This window comes from Methanocalculus taiwanensis (assembly GCF_024372745.1).
GTDB lineage: Archaea > Halobacteriota > Methanomicrobia > Methanomicrobiales > Methanocorpusculaceae > Methanocalculus > Methanocalculus taiwanensis.
On the sequence record NZ_VOTZ01000004.1, the window covers coordinates 59,864 to 76,996 of the forward strand.

The window sequence follows — 17,133 nt, forward strand, 5'->3', positions numbered from 1 at the left end:
AGGGATGTTTGAGGATGTTGTTGAGCGGCTGAGGGAGAATAATGATGGAAAGCTCCCCTTCGAAGATCTCTTCCAAAGCATATACAAACGCATCACCAGGGTTTTTGATGACCGGAGGATGGCATCTGATATCCTTCTTATGGTCACATATATGGATTCGCTTGCCATTGCAAAGGCAACACGCCCCGAGATTTTTGCCAGTACTTCTGAAAAGAAGGAGTACGCATCGGCAAAAGCGATCAAGAAGATTGAATTCTTTGTCAAGCGGTTTGGGTACAGTTATGTACAGGCAATAACAATCGTGGGTGAAAGGGTTGAAAATGCTCTCTTAAAGACTCTGCTGAATAGATTTGGCAATGCAATGGAGTCCGGGGTGCCCGACATCGATTTCCTTGAGGGCGAACTCTCATCCTCCATGGAGATCTTCAGGAACAACCAGGAAGCCGGATATGAACTCCTGAAGAAGTGGGCGGACGCATACATCGCTATGCTCCTCTCCTCGGTTGTGATCGCTATTACGCTCATGGTGTCAGTTGCAATCTATACGCCAGGTTCTGTTGAGGAGACTCTTGGTATTACCTATGTGATTGTGATCCTGATTTCAGCATTTGGTATTGGAACAATGTTTCAGACGGTTCCAACCGATGATCGCGTCTATAAGTCTGAAGACTGGTCCTCAAAAGAGCAGGGAATGCTGAAAAAACTTGAGAAGATCATTATACCACTCACAATCATCGCATGGCTTCTTGCCTGGGTAATCGGCATCCCTGCGGGCATTGTCTTTATGCTTGTAGGATTTATGGTTGCGCCGCTGGCGATCATCGCATATATTGACAACAGCAATGTCATCGCCCGGGACGAGGAATTCCCAAACTTCATACGTGGAGTTGGTGCAATCATGGGAGGAAAATCAGTGACACTATCAACGGCACTTGCCCAGGTAGATAAGAAATCAATGCCCACACTCTCGCCGCTGCTCCTCTCAGTCTACTCCAAACTGAACCTGGGGCTGGATGAAGAGCTCTCATGGAAACGGTTTATCGGCGAGTGCGGAAGTAATTTTATCTATAAGTACTTCAGTATCTTCCGTGACACCGCAAAGATGGGAGGGGATGCAAAGAAGATCGGAACAGTCGTTGCTGACTCGATGCTTGAGCAGGTGCTGATGAGGAAGCGGCGGGAACTGGCAAGTATGGGTTTTGTGGTTCTCTTAATACCGATGCATGCAGCAATGTGCGCCATCTTCATCGCCCTCTATAATATTCTATCCACCCTCTCAAAATCAATAACGAGTGTAATGACTAGCTTTGAGGCGGCATCGGCAGCAGCGTCGGGGGATGCAATAGGGGGTGCAATGGGTGGAGGGATGATTGGCATGTTCATTGATTTTCCGGATGCCCTGGTCGGTGCCTATGTCGTCCAGATCCTGGTGCTCATCTGTTTTGCAAATGTAATCGTCGGGCAGCTGGCAGTGGGTGGCGATCGGAGCATGGTATATCCATTTCTTTCAATAATGTTTTTAGTCACCGGAATGCTCTTTCTTGCAATTCCACCGGTTGTTGATTTATTCTTCAGCATGGAAGGGCTGGTGTCTACAGGAGGAACTGTTGTATGAAGGATTCATTCAGGCGTATTCTGCTCTTTTTTGGCATTATATTAATAGGATTGATACTCATCTTCATCGATCTGCCAATCCTCTATCTTATTCTGGTTGTATTCCTCTTTGGGGTAATACTCCTCTTCATTACAGGATCACTCTCCCTGAAAAATCTAAGAAGAGAAAAAGAGGATACGATAAAAGAAGAAAAACCAGCAGGACCTACATTTGGCGAGAGGTTTGCAGAAAAAGCACCCACCTTTTATAATCTCTACAAGAAGCTCACCGGTGGAAGCCGAAAGCCAAAAGAGAAGAAAGAGAAAACAAAGAAGGAGAAAGGATCTGGGCTTTTCAGCAGGAAGGAGAAAGGATCCGGGCTTTTCAGCAGGAAGGAGAAGGAGCCTGCACAAACCGCCCCACCAGCCATTGCCGCCCCCGCCCCCGAAGCACCTGACGACGAGCTCGATGAAGAAGATCTCTTCGGCGACATCAACCTGGATGAACTGGATGATGAGGGGCTTGATGATTTTGGAGGAGACGAAGTAGTCCTCGATATGGGGCAGGATGATGCAGGCTACATGGCAGATGATGTCGCATCGATACTTGCCCAGGCAGGAGATCTGGATGACGATCTGGTGGAGGAGGGATTTGATCAGCCGCTGGACACTCCATTGGACGATTCATTTGATGGCTCTTTTGATCAGGAGATTCTCACAGGCAGTGATGATCTCGATTCAATCGATCTTGATGAGATTGAAATGGATGAGGAACCGGAACTTCCGGATGACCTGGTGGATCTGGATGAGATGCCCGATCCATTCGCAGATATTCCTGTTGAGGAAGAAAAGAGCCGGGATAAAAAGAAAAAGGATGACTTCGGGTTTGGCGCAGGTGCTGAGGCCATCAGTTCGAATGTCGGATTCCTTGACGCAAAAGAGACAGAGAAGAAGAGTTCCTTCTTCTCCAAATCCAGCGGTGGAACGGGCTCAGAGGGCGATCTTCTCAGTGAGCTGAAGAGCAGCGCAAAAAATGTCAGAAAAAAACAGGATTTAAGCCTTGTCCGTGATTTAAAGGATGCCGAGGTTTCACCGGAAGAACTGGAAGAAGAGCTATCAAATCTCCTGACCATCCTTGGAGGGAAAAAAGATGAATAATTATCATCCAGCCAGAGAGATGTATAGAGGAAGGGTGATAGTCGATGGTTAGCGCACCAGTAAAAATCCAGCATAATGATGAATGGATCAATCTGAAGATTCAAATAGATGATGAAAAAATTGCCATTCCATCACCGGTTAATGCAACGATTCCGCTCAGGCATATACTCGATCTGGAGGAGAAGAAGAAGAATACTCTGACTATTGTCAAAAAAGACGGGAAAACCATCGATCTCGTCTCTGTTGACAAGGTGCTTTTTGTACTGAAGCATAAGATACTGATGAAATGCAGCGGATATCGGCTGATGGTTCAGTTTATTTCCCCTGCAATACGCGGGGGAGTACTTGTAACAAACGCTACCTGGGAGAAAGGTGCAATCATCGTCCTCAAAACAGGCATCTGGTGCATTACCCAGAACAAACAGATCTGCATTCCTATCTCTGATGTAACAGGTATTGAGATGACAAAGAGAGAGGTAAACGATAAGCCGACCGATGTTGTCAAGATCGATCACCTTGAGCACCACGATGTCGTCTCCAGTTTCATCCTCACCCAGGTCTCAACGCTTGAGATACTCCATAATTTCCTCCAGGAAGCAACAGCGGGCATAAAGATGGAGGGAACCGAACTTGGACCAATGGATCAGCAGATCGCCATGCTCGTGTATTCTGGCATGGACTCCTCGTCAATCCAGAATATGCTCCAGATACAATTTAAAGAGATTGATCGCGTCTATGAGAAGTTAATCAACCTTAATATGGCTGAAGTCAAAGAGATCAGAAGAGAGGTTCAGCTCACTGCAAAAGGTGTCCGGTATATCACCGATGCAACAAAAGCTGGTGTGAATTGATCTGTAGAAATAGTAATCTACAGAACAAAACTCTAAATATCGTCCCACACACATATCTGGATGGATGCTGAATGGGTAGAATATTGATTGTTGATGATACATTGTTTATGAGAACTCTTCTCAAAAACATTCTTTTCTCTGGTGGCCATGAGATCGTTGGCGAGGCAGGAGACGGGACAGAGGCTGTTGAAAAATACCAGGCACTGAAACCCGATCTGGTCACAATGGACGTTGTGATGCCAAAGATGAATGGAATCGAGGCACTGAAGGAGATTAAAAAGATGGATCCCGGTGCAAAAGTCGTCATGTGTACGGCTGTCGGCCAGGAACAGATGGTGAAGCTCGCCATAAAAAGTGGTGCACGCGGATATGTGGTGAAACCTTTCCAGGCCCCAAAAGTGCTTGATGAAGTGAAGAACGTCCTGGCATCATAGACTATGATCACGGTTCTCATTATAGATGACTCCGTCTTCATGCGGACGATTCTGAAGGATATCATCGGCCGTGATCCTGAAATAGAGATTCTTGGAACAGCAGTGGATGGTATCGATGCACTGGCAAAGATCGAACGGCTGGAGCCCGATATCATCACACTCGATATAGAAATGCCCCGGATGAATGGGATCGAGGTGCTTCAGAAGCTCAGGCGGGCAAATTTCGCAAAAAAGCCAAAGATCCTTATGCTCAGTTCACTCACCGCCGAGGGAGCTGAGATGACATTAACAGCAATCCGGCTTGGAGCATCGGATTTCCTCCTGAAACCAACTGACCTCCGAAAAGTCAGGAGCATTGAGGAGGATGTTGTCAGCAAGATCAAACATCTCATCTCCCTGCCAAAAACGATCGTGAAAAAACCGCAATCACGAACGGGACTGGCTCCATCAGAGGCAAAGGCCGATACGCTTGTGTTGATCGGATCATCTGCAGGGGGGCCGCAGATGCTTGATACACTCCTTTCGATGTTACCGCCGGATCTTGGGGCAGGGGTTGTGGTCACCCAGCATATGCCGGTTGGTTTTACCGCGGCACTTGCCGAGCGTTTTAACCGGATCTGTCCGCTTGATGTTAAAGAGACCGAAAATGGAGATCTCATCCAGAATAACCGGGTGCTGCTCTCAAAAGCCGGATACCATACGATAATTACCAATGCCCTGACAACACCCGGAAAGATTGCAGGAAAGATCGTTCATTCAAGCGGCCAGCCCATGCACGGGGTCAAACCGGCAGTCGATAAGACATTTATATCTGCATCGAAGATCTATGGAAAGAATATTGTATCAGTGATCCTCTCAGGAATGGGAAATGACGGGGGTGCCGGAATGCTTGCCATCAGGGAGGCAGGCGGGCGGACATTCGTTGTTCGTGAAGACGAATGCCTTGTCTATGGTATGGCACGGTCTGCACTTGAACATAATGCCGTTCAGGAGACATATTCGCTAAATAAGATGGCAGATGAGATTCACCGGGCAGTCCGGAGAATAGGAGGATAGTATGGTCGAGTCGGAGTTTGAACAATACAGAGGTCTTTTTGTTGCCGAATCACGTGAAAATCACGAAGTGATCGTCAGAAACCTTCTCATTCTTGAAGGCGGCGAAGATCCCGGTGCAATCGATGAGATCTTCCGTGCAGCACATACACTGAAAGGTGCCTCCGCCTCGATGGGTTTTGACACGATGGAACATCTCTGCCATGCAATGGAAGATGTCTTCCAGGCGATCAGAAATAAGGATCTCTCGGTAACCCAGGACTTAATGGATCTCCTCCTCAGCACCGTCGATATCATCGAGGAACAGATTGACGAGATAGAAGAGGGCGGCGATGGGAGTTCGATCAATGTGGATGAGATGGTCGAATCCCTCAGGAGAGCCACCGGAAATGGCGGACCCGCTGAAACTCCATTAAAAACAGAGGTTCCAAAAACAACATCTTTACCCGCTATAGAGACGCTGAATGGCAATCCACACTATACCATTCGGATCACAATCGATGAATCATCCCTGATGAAGGATGTCAGGGCATTAATAGCAATCGGGAACCTCGAACAGTTCGGCACAATTATCACATCAGATCCCCCTCTTTTAGTTCTTGAAGATGAAGATGCACCATTTGACGGTGTACTGACTATTGTAATGGAGAGCGATGCAGGTGCAGAAGCACTCCGATCAGCTGCATCGGGAACCGAGGTTTCCGAAGTCTTCATTGAGGAGATGGGGCATGGGGATACGCCAGCAGAGAGGAGCACCATACCTGATCTTCCCGGATACCAGATGATCATCAGTGTCGAGGAGGAATCGGCGATGAAAGGACTCCGGGCCTGCATCTCCCTCGAGCGCCTTGAAGAGTGCGGAACAATCCTCAGTTGCGATCCTCCGCGTGAGGCGGTTGAAGACGGCCTCTTTGATTCAAACTTTCAGCTGACGATCGCAACCGGCCAGGATCCGGAGGAATTGAAGAAGGCGGCGATGGTACCGGAGATCCGCTCAGTCGACATTATTCCTCTAAAATCACAGGAGCCGGCAGGTAAAAAGGCTTCATCTGCACCACAGTCCCGCGAACAGGCTCCGAAGAAGAAAGATGAGTCCAAGAGCCGCGAGATCAAGAACCTGAGGGTTGATATCCAGCAGCTCGATCGGATGATGAACTTAATTGAGGATCTTGTGATCAACCGGGGACGCCTCAAGCAGATTGCAGAGAAGAACAAGATGAAGGAGATGGACGAGGCGATCAGCATGATCGATCGATCCGTTTCCGATCTCCAGGTCCTGATGATGGATATCAGGATGATCCCCTTAAACCACATATTCAACCGCCTGCCGCGTGTGGTCAGGGATACCGCCCATTATGATGGCAAGGATGTCAACTTTGTCATGGAGGGGGGTGAGACCGAGCTTGACAGAAGCGTGATGGACGGATTAAATGATCCCCTCCTCCATCTCATCAGAAACGCCGTCAACCACGGCATCGAATCACCGGAGCGACGCAGGGAAATTGGAAAACCTGAAAAAGGCCTGGTGCAGCTTTCTGCCCGCCGTGACCGTGATAATGTCATCATCGAACTAAGAGATGACGGTGCCGGAATTAATGTCGAGAAGGTGAAGGCAAAAGCTATCGAGAGGGGGATTCTTTCCCCGGATATGGCGGATCAACTGACAAAAGAGGATGCGATCAGCTACCTCTTCCATCCTGGCTTCAGCACAGCCGAAACCATCACCGACATCAGCGGACGTGGTGTCGGACTGGATGTCGTCAGGGGTGCAATCGAATCACTCAAGGGAACGATCCGTGTCACATCCCATGAAGGGAAGGGATCAACATTCGAGCTTCTCCTCCCGCCAACGATGGCGATCGTTGAGGTGATGATCGTCAGGCTGAACAACCGGAGGATTGCAATCCCAATCAGCGCCATCGTTGAGGTGGCAAGCATGAGGCGGGAGAATATTCACCGTATCGGAACACAGGACTCAATCCTCCTCAGAGATGAGGTACTGCCCCTGCATATGCTCGAAGAGATGTTCGGACGATCCGATTCAACTGAGATCCTGATAGTAGTACAGTATAACAAGGTGAAATGTTGTATTGCCGTTGATCTTGTTGAAGGACAGCAGGAGGTTGTGGTGAAGCCACTGAGCAGGATTATCGGAGTGATCCGTGGTATATCGGGGATCACCATCCTTGGAGACGGGCATGTAGTTCCGGTATTAGATGTAAATACAATGGTGTAACAATGGCATTACTGACACCCACACAGATGGATGCGTTGAGCGAACTGGGCAACATCGGGGCATCCCATGCGGCAACAACGCTCTCGCAGATGTTAATGGGCCAGATAGAGATGACAGTGCCTCTGGTTGAGGTCGTAGATCTGGCAGATATTTATAAGCACGTAACAGATGAAACCTCCGCTCTTGTGATATTCCAGATGCAGGGCGAGCTCGAACAGGGGGGGTATGTGATATTTATCATGCCGCTCTCTTCTGCGATGCGGATGACCAATACGATGCTCGGGATGGGAGACGAGGAGCGAGAGCTGAATGAAATGGACGAGAGTGCATTAAATGAGGTCGGCAACATCATGGTATCTGCATTCCTTGATGCAACCGCAGAACTCCTGGGCGTTGTCATGCTCCCCTCACCCCCGGTTCTTGTGGTTGATATGGCGCATGCCGCAATCGAACAGCTTCTTGCCGAGGTTGCATTCGATGTCAATGAGGTCGTCTTCTTTCACACAAAACTCACATGCGATCAGTATGCCATCAACGGCGACCTCGTGATGCTGCCCGAGATGAACACGCTCTCCCGGATCCTTGAGCTGATGGATGACCTCCTGAAGAAACACGCCTGTTGAGGTGATGGAGTCTTTGAATGGCTGATACAAACCAGGGCCACAGTCAACGGGCAATCGTAATAGGCATCGGCGAATACCATACCGGAGCGGAGCCTATGACCTCGATCGGGCTTGGATCATGTATCGGGCTGATTATGCATGATAAAATCCTTGGTATTGGCGGTATGGCCCATATCATGCTCCCGGAGAGTGGAGGGAAGCGGGATCGCCTCGGAAAATATGCGGATACCGCAATCGATATCCTTTTGCAGGAGCTTTCAAAGAAGGGATCATCGAAAAATATGCTCCAGGCAAAGATGGTTGGCGGCGCACAGATGTTTGCCAACTTCAGCGGAAATCTCTCTATTGGCGAGCGAAATATTGAAGCTGTCAGAGCAGGTTTAAAACAGAAAGGGATCTCCCTTAAAGGGGAGGATGTGGGTGGAACAAAAGGAAGAACCATCCTTTACTGCCCGGCAAATAACTTTACCATATCAATCAGGCGTGCAGATGGCACCTGTTCTGAAATCTAAAAAAAATGTTTTTCCTCTTTTACTCATCTGATGCTGTTGCGTAATAATATTCTCCACGGGACTTCTGGTCACGGTCAAGAAATGAGCCGAGCTTATTGATCCTGGGCCTGCCGGTCTTATCCCGCCTGAATGTAATCCCGAGATTGGCAAGGAACCGGTTCATACCATCCTGCATCCTGAACGGGCCATATGCCGCACCCCGGCTTCCTGGCTCACCCTCAAAGACGAGGAGCCTTTCTGAGAGCATATCAATTGAGTACATATCATGATCGATGACCAGAATACCCACCTCTTTTCCCTCAGCAAAATGCTTCATAACAGAAACGGCATTCATCCGCTGTTCTACATCAAGATGGGCGCTGGGCTCATCAAGGATATAAAGATCGGCATCCTGCGAGAGGCAGAGAGCGATAGCCACACGCTGGAGTTCTCCTCCGGAAAGCGTATCTGCAGGGGACTGGAGTATGGGTTCAAGCACAAGGGGCTCGATGATCTCATGCTGGTAATATGAAGTATCAAACCGCCTTGTAGCTGATCTGAGAAGCTCCTCAACGGTTGCATCTGAACCTGCCCTGATGTACTGGGGTTTATATGAGACTTTGATACCTGGTTGCACAGCATCTGATCCTGAATCTGGTTCCTCGACACCGGCAAGCAGTTTTGCAAAAGTACTTTTTCCGATACCATTTGCACCCACCAGGCCAAGCACCTCGCCTTTGCGGATATCCCCACCCTCAATCGTCAGGCTGAACCCGGGGTACGTCTTTTTCATCGAAGGGATGGTAAGGAGCGTCTCACGCTCGATGGTCTTCATATGCGATCTCGTCTCAAAGACCACCTGGTTCTTTCTGAACCTGACATTCTCCTCATGGAGGTAGCCTTCAAGATACTGGTTGATCCCGACACGAACACCCTTTGGCCGGGTGATCACACCAAAGACGGCTGGCTTGCCATACCCGACATGCACAGTATCTGCCAGAAGATCAAGGATAGCCAGATCATGTTCGACGATCATGATAGGGCGTATTGCCGCAAGCTCACGAATCATCCGGGCAGTTGCCATTCTCTGGTAGATATCAAGGAATGGCGTAATTTCATCGAGAAAATAGAAATCAGCTTCGCGGGAGAGGCATGCAGCAAATGCAACCCGCTGGAGTTCTCCTCCGGAGAGAGTATCGATATTTTTATTGAGAATGCTTGAGAGGGAGAGCTCCCGGATGTAGTGATCCAGCCGGCCGGTCTCATCTGTCCTCCTCAGAAGGTCTTCGACCCTGCCCTGAAAGACCTTTGGAATTCCGTCAATATATTGTGGCTTGACGGCAACCTTGACACCCCTCTCTGCAACAGCCTTGATATAGTCAAAGAGCTCGGTTCCGGCGTACTGCTTCAGGATTCGATCCCAGGTTCCTTCGATCTCCTCTTCTTCGCCGAGATTTGGCTTCAGCTGGCCCGAGAGGATTGCAACAGAGGTGCTCTTCCCAATACCGTTTGGTCCAAGGATACCGGAGACTTTTCCTTCTACCGGGATCGGCAGGCCATAGAGGGCAAAACCGTTCTTCCCGTACCGATGGGTAGGATTGTCAAGTTCGACCGGGAGGGTGATGATATCAATCGCTCCAAACGGGCACTTCTTGATACAGATACCGCATCCGACACAGAGCTCTTCTGAGATCTCTGCCTTCCCATCTTCCCCGATGACGACAGTCTCGTCTCCGGTTCTGACGCGCGGACAGTAGATGATGCATTCGTTTCCGCACTTCTTCGAGTGGCAACGATCACGATGGACGACTGCTAGACGCATGGTGGATCAGAGAAGACTCGTTGTCAGGAGGATAGTCCAGGTGATGAACCATATGGCAAATGTCATGAATCCCTGGTAGAACCAGTCTTTCTTGCCAAGTTCGGTGAGATCAATCCCGATGAACGCAAAGATATGTTTCTGAAAGACGATTCCTGCGAGCAGAATGAATACAGCAAGCATCATATTCGGCTGTATACCTGAAGCATCAGGCACCCCCCCAAGCATATACGAGAGTATGCCTGCGATGAGACCCAGTACGCATGCAATAAGGGTCCGCTTAACCCTCTTTTTATGCTGCTCCTTCTTCTCAATACGTTTATCTGTGGTATCCTTACTCATCTTCGCACCAGTGGTGTATTTTTTAGTCTTCGCATCTTATGTATCTTGGTATTCACATGGCAACAGACAAAGGAATGAGCGGGCTTGATCTGGCAGCATTAACCTCAGAGCTTCAAAGCCTTCTTCCTCTGTGGGTAGGCAAAATATACCAGTACGACAACACATCATTTGGCTTTCGTTTCAATGGAGAAGATAAGGCACGCCACCTCTTTTTTATTGAGATCGGGAGGCGTGCACATCGTGTTCCTGAACTTCCTCCGGCCCCGAAGAACCCCTCAGGATATTCCATGTATCTCAGGAAGTACCTGGACGGGGGAAAGATCCTCTCAGTCAGACAGAAGAGTATCGAGCGGGTAGTTATTCTCGAAATCGGGAAAGGAGGAGGGACGCTCCACCTCATCATTGAGCTCTTTGACGAGGGGAACCTCATCATCACCGACGAGAGCTTCATTATCCAGAATGCTCTGAAGAAACGGCGGTTTAGGGAACGGGAGATTGTCAGTGGGGAGAGATATGATCTTGAAGGCATCGATCTCGCCGATCTGACCCCCGGAGAATTCGGGGAAATCCTGAGATCCCAGGAACGGGATCTCGTCAGGGCAGTTGCCGTCGGTCTGATGTTTGGGGGCGTGATGGCTGAGGAGCTCTGTCTCCGTGCAGGTGTTGAAAAGGCATTCCCGACTCAATACCTCAACGAAGATATCCTCTCCCGCCTCTATCTGGCATACAGGAGCATCATTGGCGATGCACGAACACATACCCATCCTGTGATCGATACACAAGGATGCTGGCCATTCCCCCTCTCAGTTTCAGTAGATCCTGTTTCATATCCGACTTTCTCGGATGCACTCACCTCATACTATCCGCTTCCGAAGATGGAGGAGAAAGAGGAGGCAAAGCGGGAGGTCATTTCGAGGGAAGAGCGTATACGCCGCCAGCAGAAAGCAGCGATAGAGAAGTTCGAAACAAAGATCCGTGAATCGGAACGTGCGGCTGAGCTTATCTACGAACACTACACCGATATCCAGCAGCTGATCAATATCCTCTCTTCTGCATCCGAGAAGATGTCATGGCAGGAGATTGCGAAGGTTATCAGGACAGCAGATCATCCTGCTGCAAAATTGATCGCCTCTGTCAACCCCGCAGATGCATCTGTTGTCATCGATCTTGGGATGAAGATCACAATATCGGTTCAGAAAAGTGTCGAGGGGAATGTCGGAGTCTATTATGACCAGATGAAGAAGTTCAGATCCAAGCGTGAAGGTGCGATCCGGGCGATGAACCGGACCCCTCCAGAAAAGAAAGAGAGAGCGACTGTTCCTAAGAGGCAGAAGCCGAAATGGTACCACCGGTTCCGCTGGTTTGAAACGAGTGATGGCGTGCTTGTAATCGGCGGCAGGGACGCAGACCAGAACGAAGATCTTGTCAAGAAATATATGGAGGGAGGAGACACCTTCGTCCATGCCGATGTCCACGGAGGGAGCGTAGTCATCGTGAAAGGCAAGACGGATAAGATGGATGAAGTCGCACAGTTTGCCGCATCGTATTCAAACTTCTGGAAAGGAGGATATGGATCAGGCGATGTCTATGCCGCTGCCCCGGGACAGGTAAGCAAGACACCCGAATCAGGTGAATTCATTGCAAAGGGTGCCTTTGTGATCAGGGGAGAACGGCAGTATTACCGGAATGCACCTCTAGAACTTGCCGTTGGCGTTGTCCTTGATCCCGGAGTTGCCGTCATCGGCGGCCCGGTTGCGGCTGTTGAAAAGAGAGCAAAATATACAGTCAGGATCACACCGGGGACTTTTGAGCCAAATGATATCGCAAAGAAGGTGGTAAGAATGCTCCGGGACCATCTTCCGGCAACCGATGCCAAGATTCTCAGGAGCATCCTCTCAACCGAAGCAGTCGCCGCCTTCATCCCGGCGGGCGGATCCGATATCAGTAAAGAGCCATGAAAGCAACCTTCTGCGACCTGAAGAGAAATACCGGCGAGATAAAACTGACTCCGGAGTCGCTTGACGATCTCTGGCACCTCTCCCACCTGATCGAGCCGGCTGATCTGGTGTATGCCACCACTCTCCGGTCAGTTGAGCAGTCATCAGATAAGATCAGGCCTGATAAAATAGAGAAGAGGCCGGTTAGGATCGGACTTGAGGTGGAACGGACCGAATTCGTACCCGAATCACGGCGGCTGCGGGTATCGGGGGTGATCCGTGACGGGCCAGATCCAGGCCTGCACCACAGCCTGAATGTCGAGACCGGATACGAGATCTCGGTTATACGGCAGTGGAGAAGATCGGATCTGGCCCGGATTGACCGTGCGGTGAAGGCATCCCTCTACGATGCGATTCATATCGTTGCCCTTGAGGAAGGGGAGGCTGAGATCTGCAGGGTCAGGCAGTATGGTCCCGAGCGGATCACAACGATGACCCAGGGGAGCGGAAAGACCAGAGGGGAGAATACCCGTCAGGCGCTCTTTGAAAGCCTCTACCAGTTCCTACAACAGGTAACAGGGCCAATTGTCATCGCGGGACCCGGTTTCATCAAAGAGGAGTTTGGCACCTATGTCCGATCACGAGCTCCGGATCTGCTTGCCAGGATGGCAATTGTTGATACACAGAGGAGCGGGTATGGCGCGATCCAGCAGGCGATAGGGGATGGCGTCCTTGAGCGGGTAGCAGAAGATCTACAGCTTGCCCATGAGGTTCGGGCAGCAGATGAGGTCTTCAAACGTATAGCACGCGACGATCCGGTTGCATATGGGACCGAAGAGGTGAGGAAAGCTGTTGCATTCGGGGCTGCTGAAGAGCTTATTGTCGCAGATTCTGCCATCAGAAAACCGGAGATCTCATCCCTGATGGAGGAGGCAGAAGCGATGAATGCAAAAGTCCTTGTCCTCTCAACAGAGTTCGAGCCGGGTAAACGTATCGAAGGACTCGGCGGGATAGCCGCCCTGCTCAGGTATAAAATCGCATAAAAACCCCATTTCCATCAACTCATTGTGATTTTTGGGGAAAAAGTGGATTGCCCGGAGAGGCAATCAGTTCTCTTCTTCTGGTACTTCTTCGGAAACATCTGCGGGTATTTCGGGCCGCTTGAATGATTCCAGGAAGACGATCTCGGCAACAGATTCGCTGATCGCAAATAACTCCTGGATGATCGTTCCACGCCAGAGGAACCAGCGCTGATCATAGTTAATTCCGGGTGGAAGGTGGAGAATGAGTTTTGCATCTTCACGTGTGAGATCGATATCCCGGCCTGAGAACAGGCGGATCATTCCCTTCATCTTCTCTTCGTCATCTTCGACGATCTCTTCAATGGTGAAGGTATAATCGAGCGTCTTGCCGGCAAGCGGATGGTTGAAGTCCACGATTGCACGCTGGCCGATGATATCAATAACGACACCTTCCTGTTTCTCCATCGTGATCCGCATACCGACTACCGGCTTTTTCTCAAATGCCTTTACCGGGTATGCCTTCACCTTCTCTCTGTCATGCGGGCCAAAACCCTTCTCAGGTTCGACGGTGACCGACTGCTCAACACCAACTTCGGCGCCGGTGAGTGCCTCGTCAAGGCCGGGGATAACATGGGTGCTGCCAACCTTGATGACCATTGGCCCATAGCGGGCCGACTCATTGAAGATGCCTGCTTCTTTTGCTATCTCTTCACGTGTCGTGTCAAAGGGCATGCCTCCGATCGATCCTGTATACGAGAGCCGTATAAAAACTCCATTCTCGATTGCCATAATGATACCTTGTCTTAATTACTGCGCCTGAATAATACTTAAAGAAGAGGTACTTTATGCTTGAGATTGAGATAAAAGTGAGAGTTCCGGATCTCCAGCCTATCCGGGAGCGGATACGTTCATCCGGGGCAGCACTGCTTGGAGAAGGAGTCGAATATGACGCTTACTATAACAGCCCTGAGAGAGATTTTGCATCAACCGACGAGGCGCTCCGCCTGAGAAAGGCAGACGATTACGCACTCCTCACCTATAAAGGGCCAAAGATTGGATCCGGCTCTTTCAAGGCGCGTGAAGAGCTGAATATCAGAGTCGAGTCCCTTGATACCATGGATATGCTCCTCCAGAGGATCGGATTTCAGAAGACTGCACATGTGAAAAAGTACCGGGAATCCTACAGGATAGGGCAGGCTACTGTGACGCTTGATACTGTGGAGAACCTCGGCACCTTCGCCGAGATCGAAGCGGCAGCCGAACTATCACAGGAGGAGGCTGAGCTGGAGATTGAGAAAATAGCAAAAGAATATGGTATTAGTGGTGAGCGGCTCACACTCAGTTATCTTGAACTGCTTCTTGAGGAGTAGAGATGAGATCAATTGTGATCTCCCCATCTTCATCAGGAATCATAATAATTGCCCCGTAGCCCTCTGAGGCGGGACCCGGGTTAACCACCCAGGTATTTCCTTCCTTCACAACACCCCTCTGTTCATGGATATGTGCACAGCAGACGACATCAAAGGCATTGAGGTGCTTTTTGATGCTGACTGATCCGACATGAACATCCGGACTGACCTCATCAAGGATGCCAAATGGAGGCGCATGGGAGATAAGAATATTTATTCGATTCTTCTGCATCCTTTTCAGAAGGCTTTCCAGCGTGGAGCCGATCTCCTCTTCGCTGCATTCAAAAGGTGTATCGAAGGGGGTTGGATTCGAACCCCCAATCCCGGCAATGGTAACCGATCCAATGGTGATTGACGATCCATGCAGGCAGACAGCATCCGAATCATCAAGGCAGGCAAGCGATTCACGGGGATCGCAGTTACCGGGAACTGCCAGAACAGGGAGGCTGAGACGTTTTGTTAAGGTGGAGATATCCGTAACAGGGCCAAGATGAGTGATATCTCCAGCGATAAAGAGGCAATCCGGTTCAGTTGCAAGGAGCTGATCGATATGATCGTAGTTCCCGTGGAGATCCGCAAGGAGCAATGCTTTCATCATATATCTTCATTATCACGCGGAATACTCAAAAACCTTCGTTCCGGTTCCATCCAGTACCCCGTGATCTTCCCCGAGAGGGCAAGCGATCCAAATGCCTTCTCGATATCGGGAGGGAGAGGGGTTGGATCTGCACCGGCAAGCGGGGTGCCGGGGAGCGGCTGGAAGTAGTGGAGGTGTACTTTTCCATGCCTGATGATCGAGCGGATCAGATCCATCGTCATCTCCAGATCCTCTGCCATCTCACCCGGAAACCCGACGATCATGTCAACGATCGGGAGGAAGCCATGGGATCTACAGAGATCAAGGGCTTCTTCGGCATCTGTCCGGGTATGCCCCCTGTTAATCGCCGTAAGGATGCGGTCGCTTCCGGATTGTGCGCCAAAATGGATCTTCTGTCCGGCAGTATATCGTTGTACCAGCTCCAGTGCCGGATCAGAGATCCAGTCGGGGCGGACTTCAGAGGGGAATGTCCCAAACCAGATCCGGTTCATCGCCGACAGGCGTTTCAGAAGAGACTCCACACGATCAAGGCGGGGTGTTCTGCCATCTGATCCATATGCAAGCGCATTTGGAGTGACAAAACGTGCATCAGAGACCCGCTTTGCCGAGTCTGCAATGGAGTCAATGCTCCGGTGGCGCATCCGCCTCCCAAAGAGCCGGGGCGTCTGGCAGTAGGCACAGCCATGCGGGCATCCCCTTGAGATCTCAAGATATCCCTTGACCTCCAGAAAACAGGGATATCCGTCAAGCAGAACCGTATGATCAGATGGAGTATACCATTCTCTTGTCGCAACTCCGGGAACAGGATCGGTTGATTGCGAACGGATTGCATCAAGGAGGCGGGGGAGGGTCTTCTCCCCTTCGCCAACGATCACATAATCTGCATACCTTGAAACCTCCATGGGGCAGGCTGATGCGTGCGGACCCCCGACAATAGTGATCCCGGGTGCATCCCGGATCTCGGATCTGAACTGCGGCTCATTGATGCTGTTTAAGCTGTAGCAGGTGACATCCCCATCCGGAGATCCTGAGATATCAAGCTGATAACCTGACTGCCTGCAGGCGGCATAGAGTACCGCATAGGTATTCCGGGCAGCCCTGATATCCCGCCATACAACCTTCATCTATGAATTCGCCCAATCCTTGCAGATCAGCTCGCCCCTGTCACCGTCAACGGTTACATTCATCCCGCTCTTCAGGGATGAAAGGCCGCCTTCCAGCTGATCGATCATCGGGATTCTGGATATTATGGCTCCAACAGCAATGATCGCCTCAGCTTCAGCGTTTATCATAGCAGCAGGTGCACAATCATTCTTCTTCAGGCTATAGATCACATAGGATCCAACAGTTGAGCCCTTTCCAAATGGGAATGCGAGAATTTTTCCGGCGATTGATATACCCTCCAGAGGATGGCCTTTCTCGATGACGATGCCCGTTTCCGGATCAACGCCTGAGAGGAATGATATCGGAGCATCTGTTATGATCAGTTCGCCTGTTGCTGTACCTTTTGCAATGGATCGTCCTTTGATTATCACAATACCACCTAATAAGTGGTGGGAGCATAGAA

Annotated in this window: 17 protein-coding genes; 11 read left to right on the forward strand and 6 right to left on the reverse strand. The window is 50.1% G+C overall.

Annotated features, from left to right (window positions below):
• Positions 1-4 precede the first annotated feature (4 nt).
• The 8 genes from arlJ (at position 5) to FTO68_RS02915 (ending at position 8,460) form a co-directional block, all read left to right on the forward strand.
• Positions 5-1,615, forward strand: coding sequence for an archaellar assembly protein ArlJ/FlaJ (gene arlJ, locus FTO68_RS02880; protein ID WP_255331864.1), 1,611 nt, complete (start codon positions 5-7; stop codon positions 1,613-1,615).
• Complete coding sequence (locus FTO68_RS02885; protein WP_255331865.1) at positions 1,612-2,751, forward strand: hypothetical protein; 1,140 nt, start codon at positions 1,612-1,614, stop codon at positions 2,749-2,751. The genes arlJ and FTO68_RS02885 overlap by 4 nt, the downstream gene beginning before the upstream one ends.
• 44 nt (positions 2,752-2,795) lie before the next feature.
• The gene (locus tag FTO68_RS02890; RefSeq protein ID WP_255331866.1) at positions 2,796-3,602 is read left to right on the forward strand and encodes a DUF8579 domain-containing protein; all 807 of its coding nucleotides are present in this window, start codon (positions 2,796-2,798) and stop codon (positions 3,600-3,602) included.
• A 71-nt stretch (positions 3,603-3,673) separates the two neighbouring features.
• On the forward strand, positions 3,674-4,036 hold the full coding sequence (locus FTO68_RS02895) for a response regulator (protein ID WP_255331867.1): 363 nt from the start codon (positions 3,674-3,676) through the stop codon (positions 4,034-4,036).
• 3 nt (positions 4,037-4,039) lie between these two features.
• Positions 4,040-5,092, forward strand: a complete 1,053-nt coding sequence (gene cheB / locus FTO68_RS02900) for a chemotaxis-specific protein-glutamate methyltransferase CheB (RefSeq protein WP_255331868.1) — start codon at positions 4,040-4,042, stop codon at positions 5,090-5,092.
• 1 nt (position 5,093) lies between these two features.
• On the forward strand, positions 5,094-7,325 hold the full coding sequence (locus tag FTO68_RS02905) for a chemotaxis protein CheA (RefSeq protein ID WP_255331869.1): 2,232 nt from the start codon (positions 5,094-5,096) through the stop codon (positions 7,323-7,325).
• Positions 7,326-7,327: 2 nt separating this feature from the next.
• A complete protein-coding gene (locus FTO68_RS02910) occupies positions 7,328-7,948 on the forward strand; it encodes a chemotaxis protein CheC (protein WP_255331870.1) in 621 nt (206 codons plus the stop codon).
• A gap of 17 nt (positions 7,949-7,965) precedes the next feature.
• On the forward strand, positions 7,966-8,460 hold the full coding sequence (locus tag FTO68_RS02915; protein ID WP_255331871.1) for a chemotaxis protein CheD: 495 nt from the start codon (positions 7,966-7,968) through the stop codon (positions 8,458-8,460).
• Positions 8,461-8,479: 19 nt separating this feature from the next.
• On the opposite strand, the gene FTO68_RS02920 is transcribed toward FTO68_RS02915, so the two are convergent.
• Together FTO68_RS02920 and FTO68_RS02925 are read right to left on the reverse strand one after the other, a co-directional pair.
• On the reverse strand, positions 8,480-10,261 hold the full coding sequence (locus FTO68_RS02920) for a ribosome biogenesis/translation initiation ATPase RLI (protein WP_255331872.1): 1,782 nt from the start codon (positions 10,259-10,261) through the stop codon (positions 8,480-8,482).
• Positions 10,262-10,267: 6 nt separating this feature from the next.
• Entirely contained in the window at positions 10,268-10,600 is a 333-nt protein-coding gene (locus FTO68_RS02925) for an EMC6-like membrane protein (RefSeq protein ID WP_255331873.1), read from the reverse strand.
• 56 nt (positions 10,601-10,656) lie between these two features.
• Here FTO68_RS02925 and rqcH point away from each other — a divergent pair, with 56 nt between their 5' ends.
• Together rqcH and FTO68_RS02935 are read left to right on the forward strand one after the other, a co-directional pair.
• A complete protein-coding gene (gene rqcH, locus FTO68_RS02930) occupies positions 10,657-12,558 on the forward strand; it encodes a ribosome rescue protein RqcH (protein WP_255331874.1) in 1,902 nt (633 codons plus the stop codon).
• On the forward strand, positions 12,555-13,580 hold the full coding sequence (locus FTO68_RS02935) for an mRNA surveillance protein pelota (protein WP_255331875.1): 1,026 nt from the start codon (positions 12,555-12,557) through the stop codon (positions 13,578-13,580). The genes rqcH and FTO68_RS02935 overlap by 4 nt, the downstream gene beginning before the upstream one ends.
• A gap of 63 nt (positions 13,581-13,643) precedes the next feature.
• On the opposite strand, the gene FTO68_RS02940 is transcribed toward FTO68_RS02935, so the two are convergent.
• Positions 13,644-14,348, reverse strand: a complete 705-nt coding sequence (locus FTO68_RS02940) for an FKBP-type peptidyl-prolyl cis-trans isomerase (protein WP_255331876.1) — start codon at positions 14,346-14,348, stop codon at positions 13,644-13,646.
• A 56-nt stretch (positions 14,349-14,404) separates the two neighbouring features.
• On the opposite strand from FTO68_RS02940, the gene cyaB reads away from it, so the two are divergent.
• Positions 14,405-14,929 (forward strand): class IV adenylate cyclase, encoded by a 525-nt coding sequence (cyaB, locus tag FTO68_RS02945; protein ID WP_255331877.1) that lies wholly within the window; start codon positions 14,405-14,407, stop codon positions 14,927-14,929.
• Here cyaB and FTO68_RS02950 read toward each other — a convergent pair.
• From FTO68_RS02950 to FTO68_RS02960, 3 genes are read right to left on the reverse strand one after another with little or no spacing between them, the layout of a single operon-like run.
• Positions 14,898-15,566, reverse strand: a complete 669-nt coding sequence (locus tag FTO68_RS02950; RefSeq protein ID WP_255331878.1) for a metallophosphoesterase family protein — start codon at positions 15,564-15,566, stop codon at positions 14,898-14,900. The two genes, cyaB and FTO68_RS02950, sit on opposite strands and share 32 nt — an antisense overlap.
• Positions 15,563-16,690, reverse strand: a complete 1,128-nt coding sequence (locus FTO68_RS02955; protein ID WP_255331879.1) for a TIGR04013 family B12-binding domain/radical SAM domain-containing protein — start codon at positions 16,688-16,690, stop codon at positions 15,563-15,565. Before FTO68_RS02955 ends, FTO68_RS02950 begins: the two co-directional genes overlap by 4 nt.
• Positions 16,691-17,101: a DUF126 domain-containing protein gene (locus tag FTO68_RS02960; RefSeq protein ID WP_255331880.1), complete on the reverse strand. Its 411-nt coding sequence runs from the start codon at positions 17,099-17,101 to the stop codon at positions 16,691-16,693.
• Positions 17,102-17,133 lie beyond the last annotated feature (32 nt).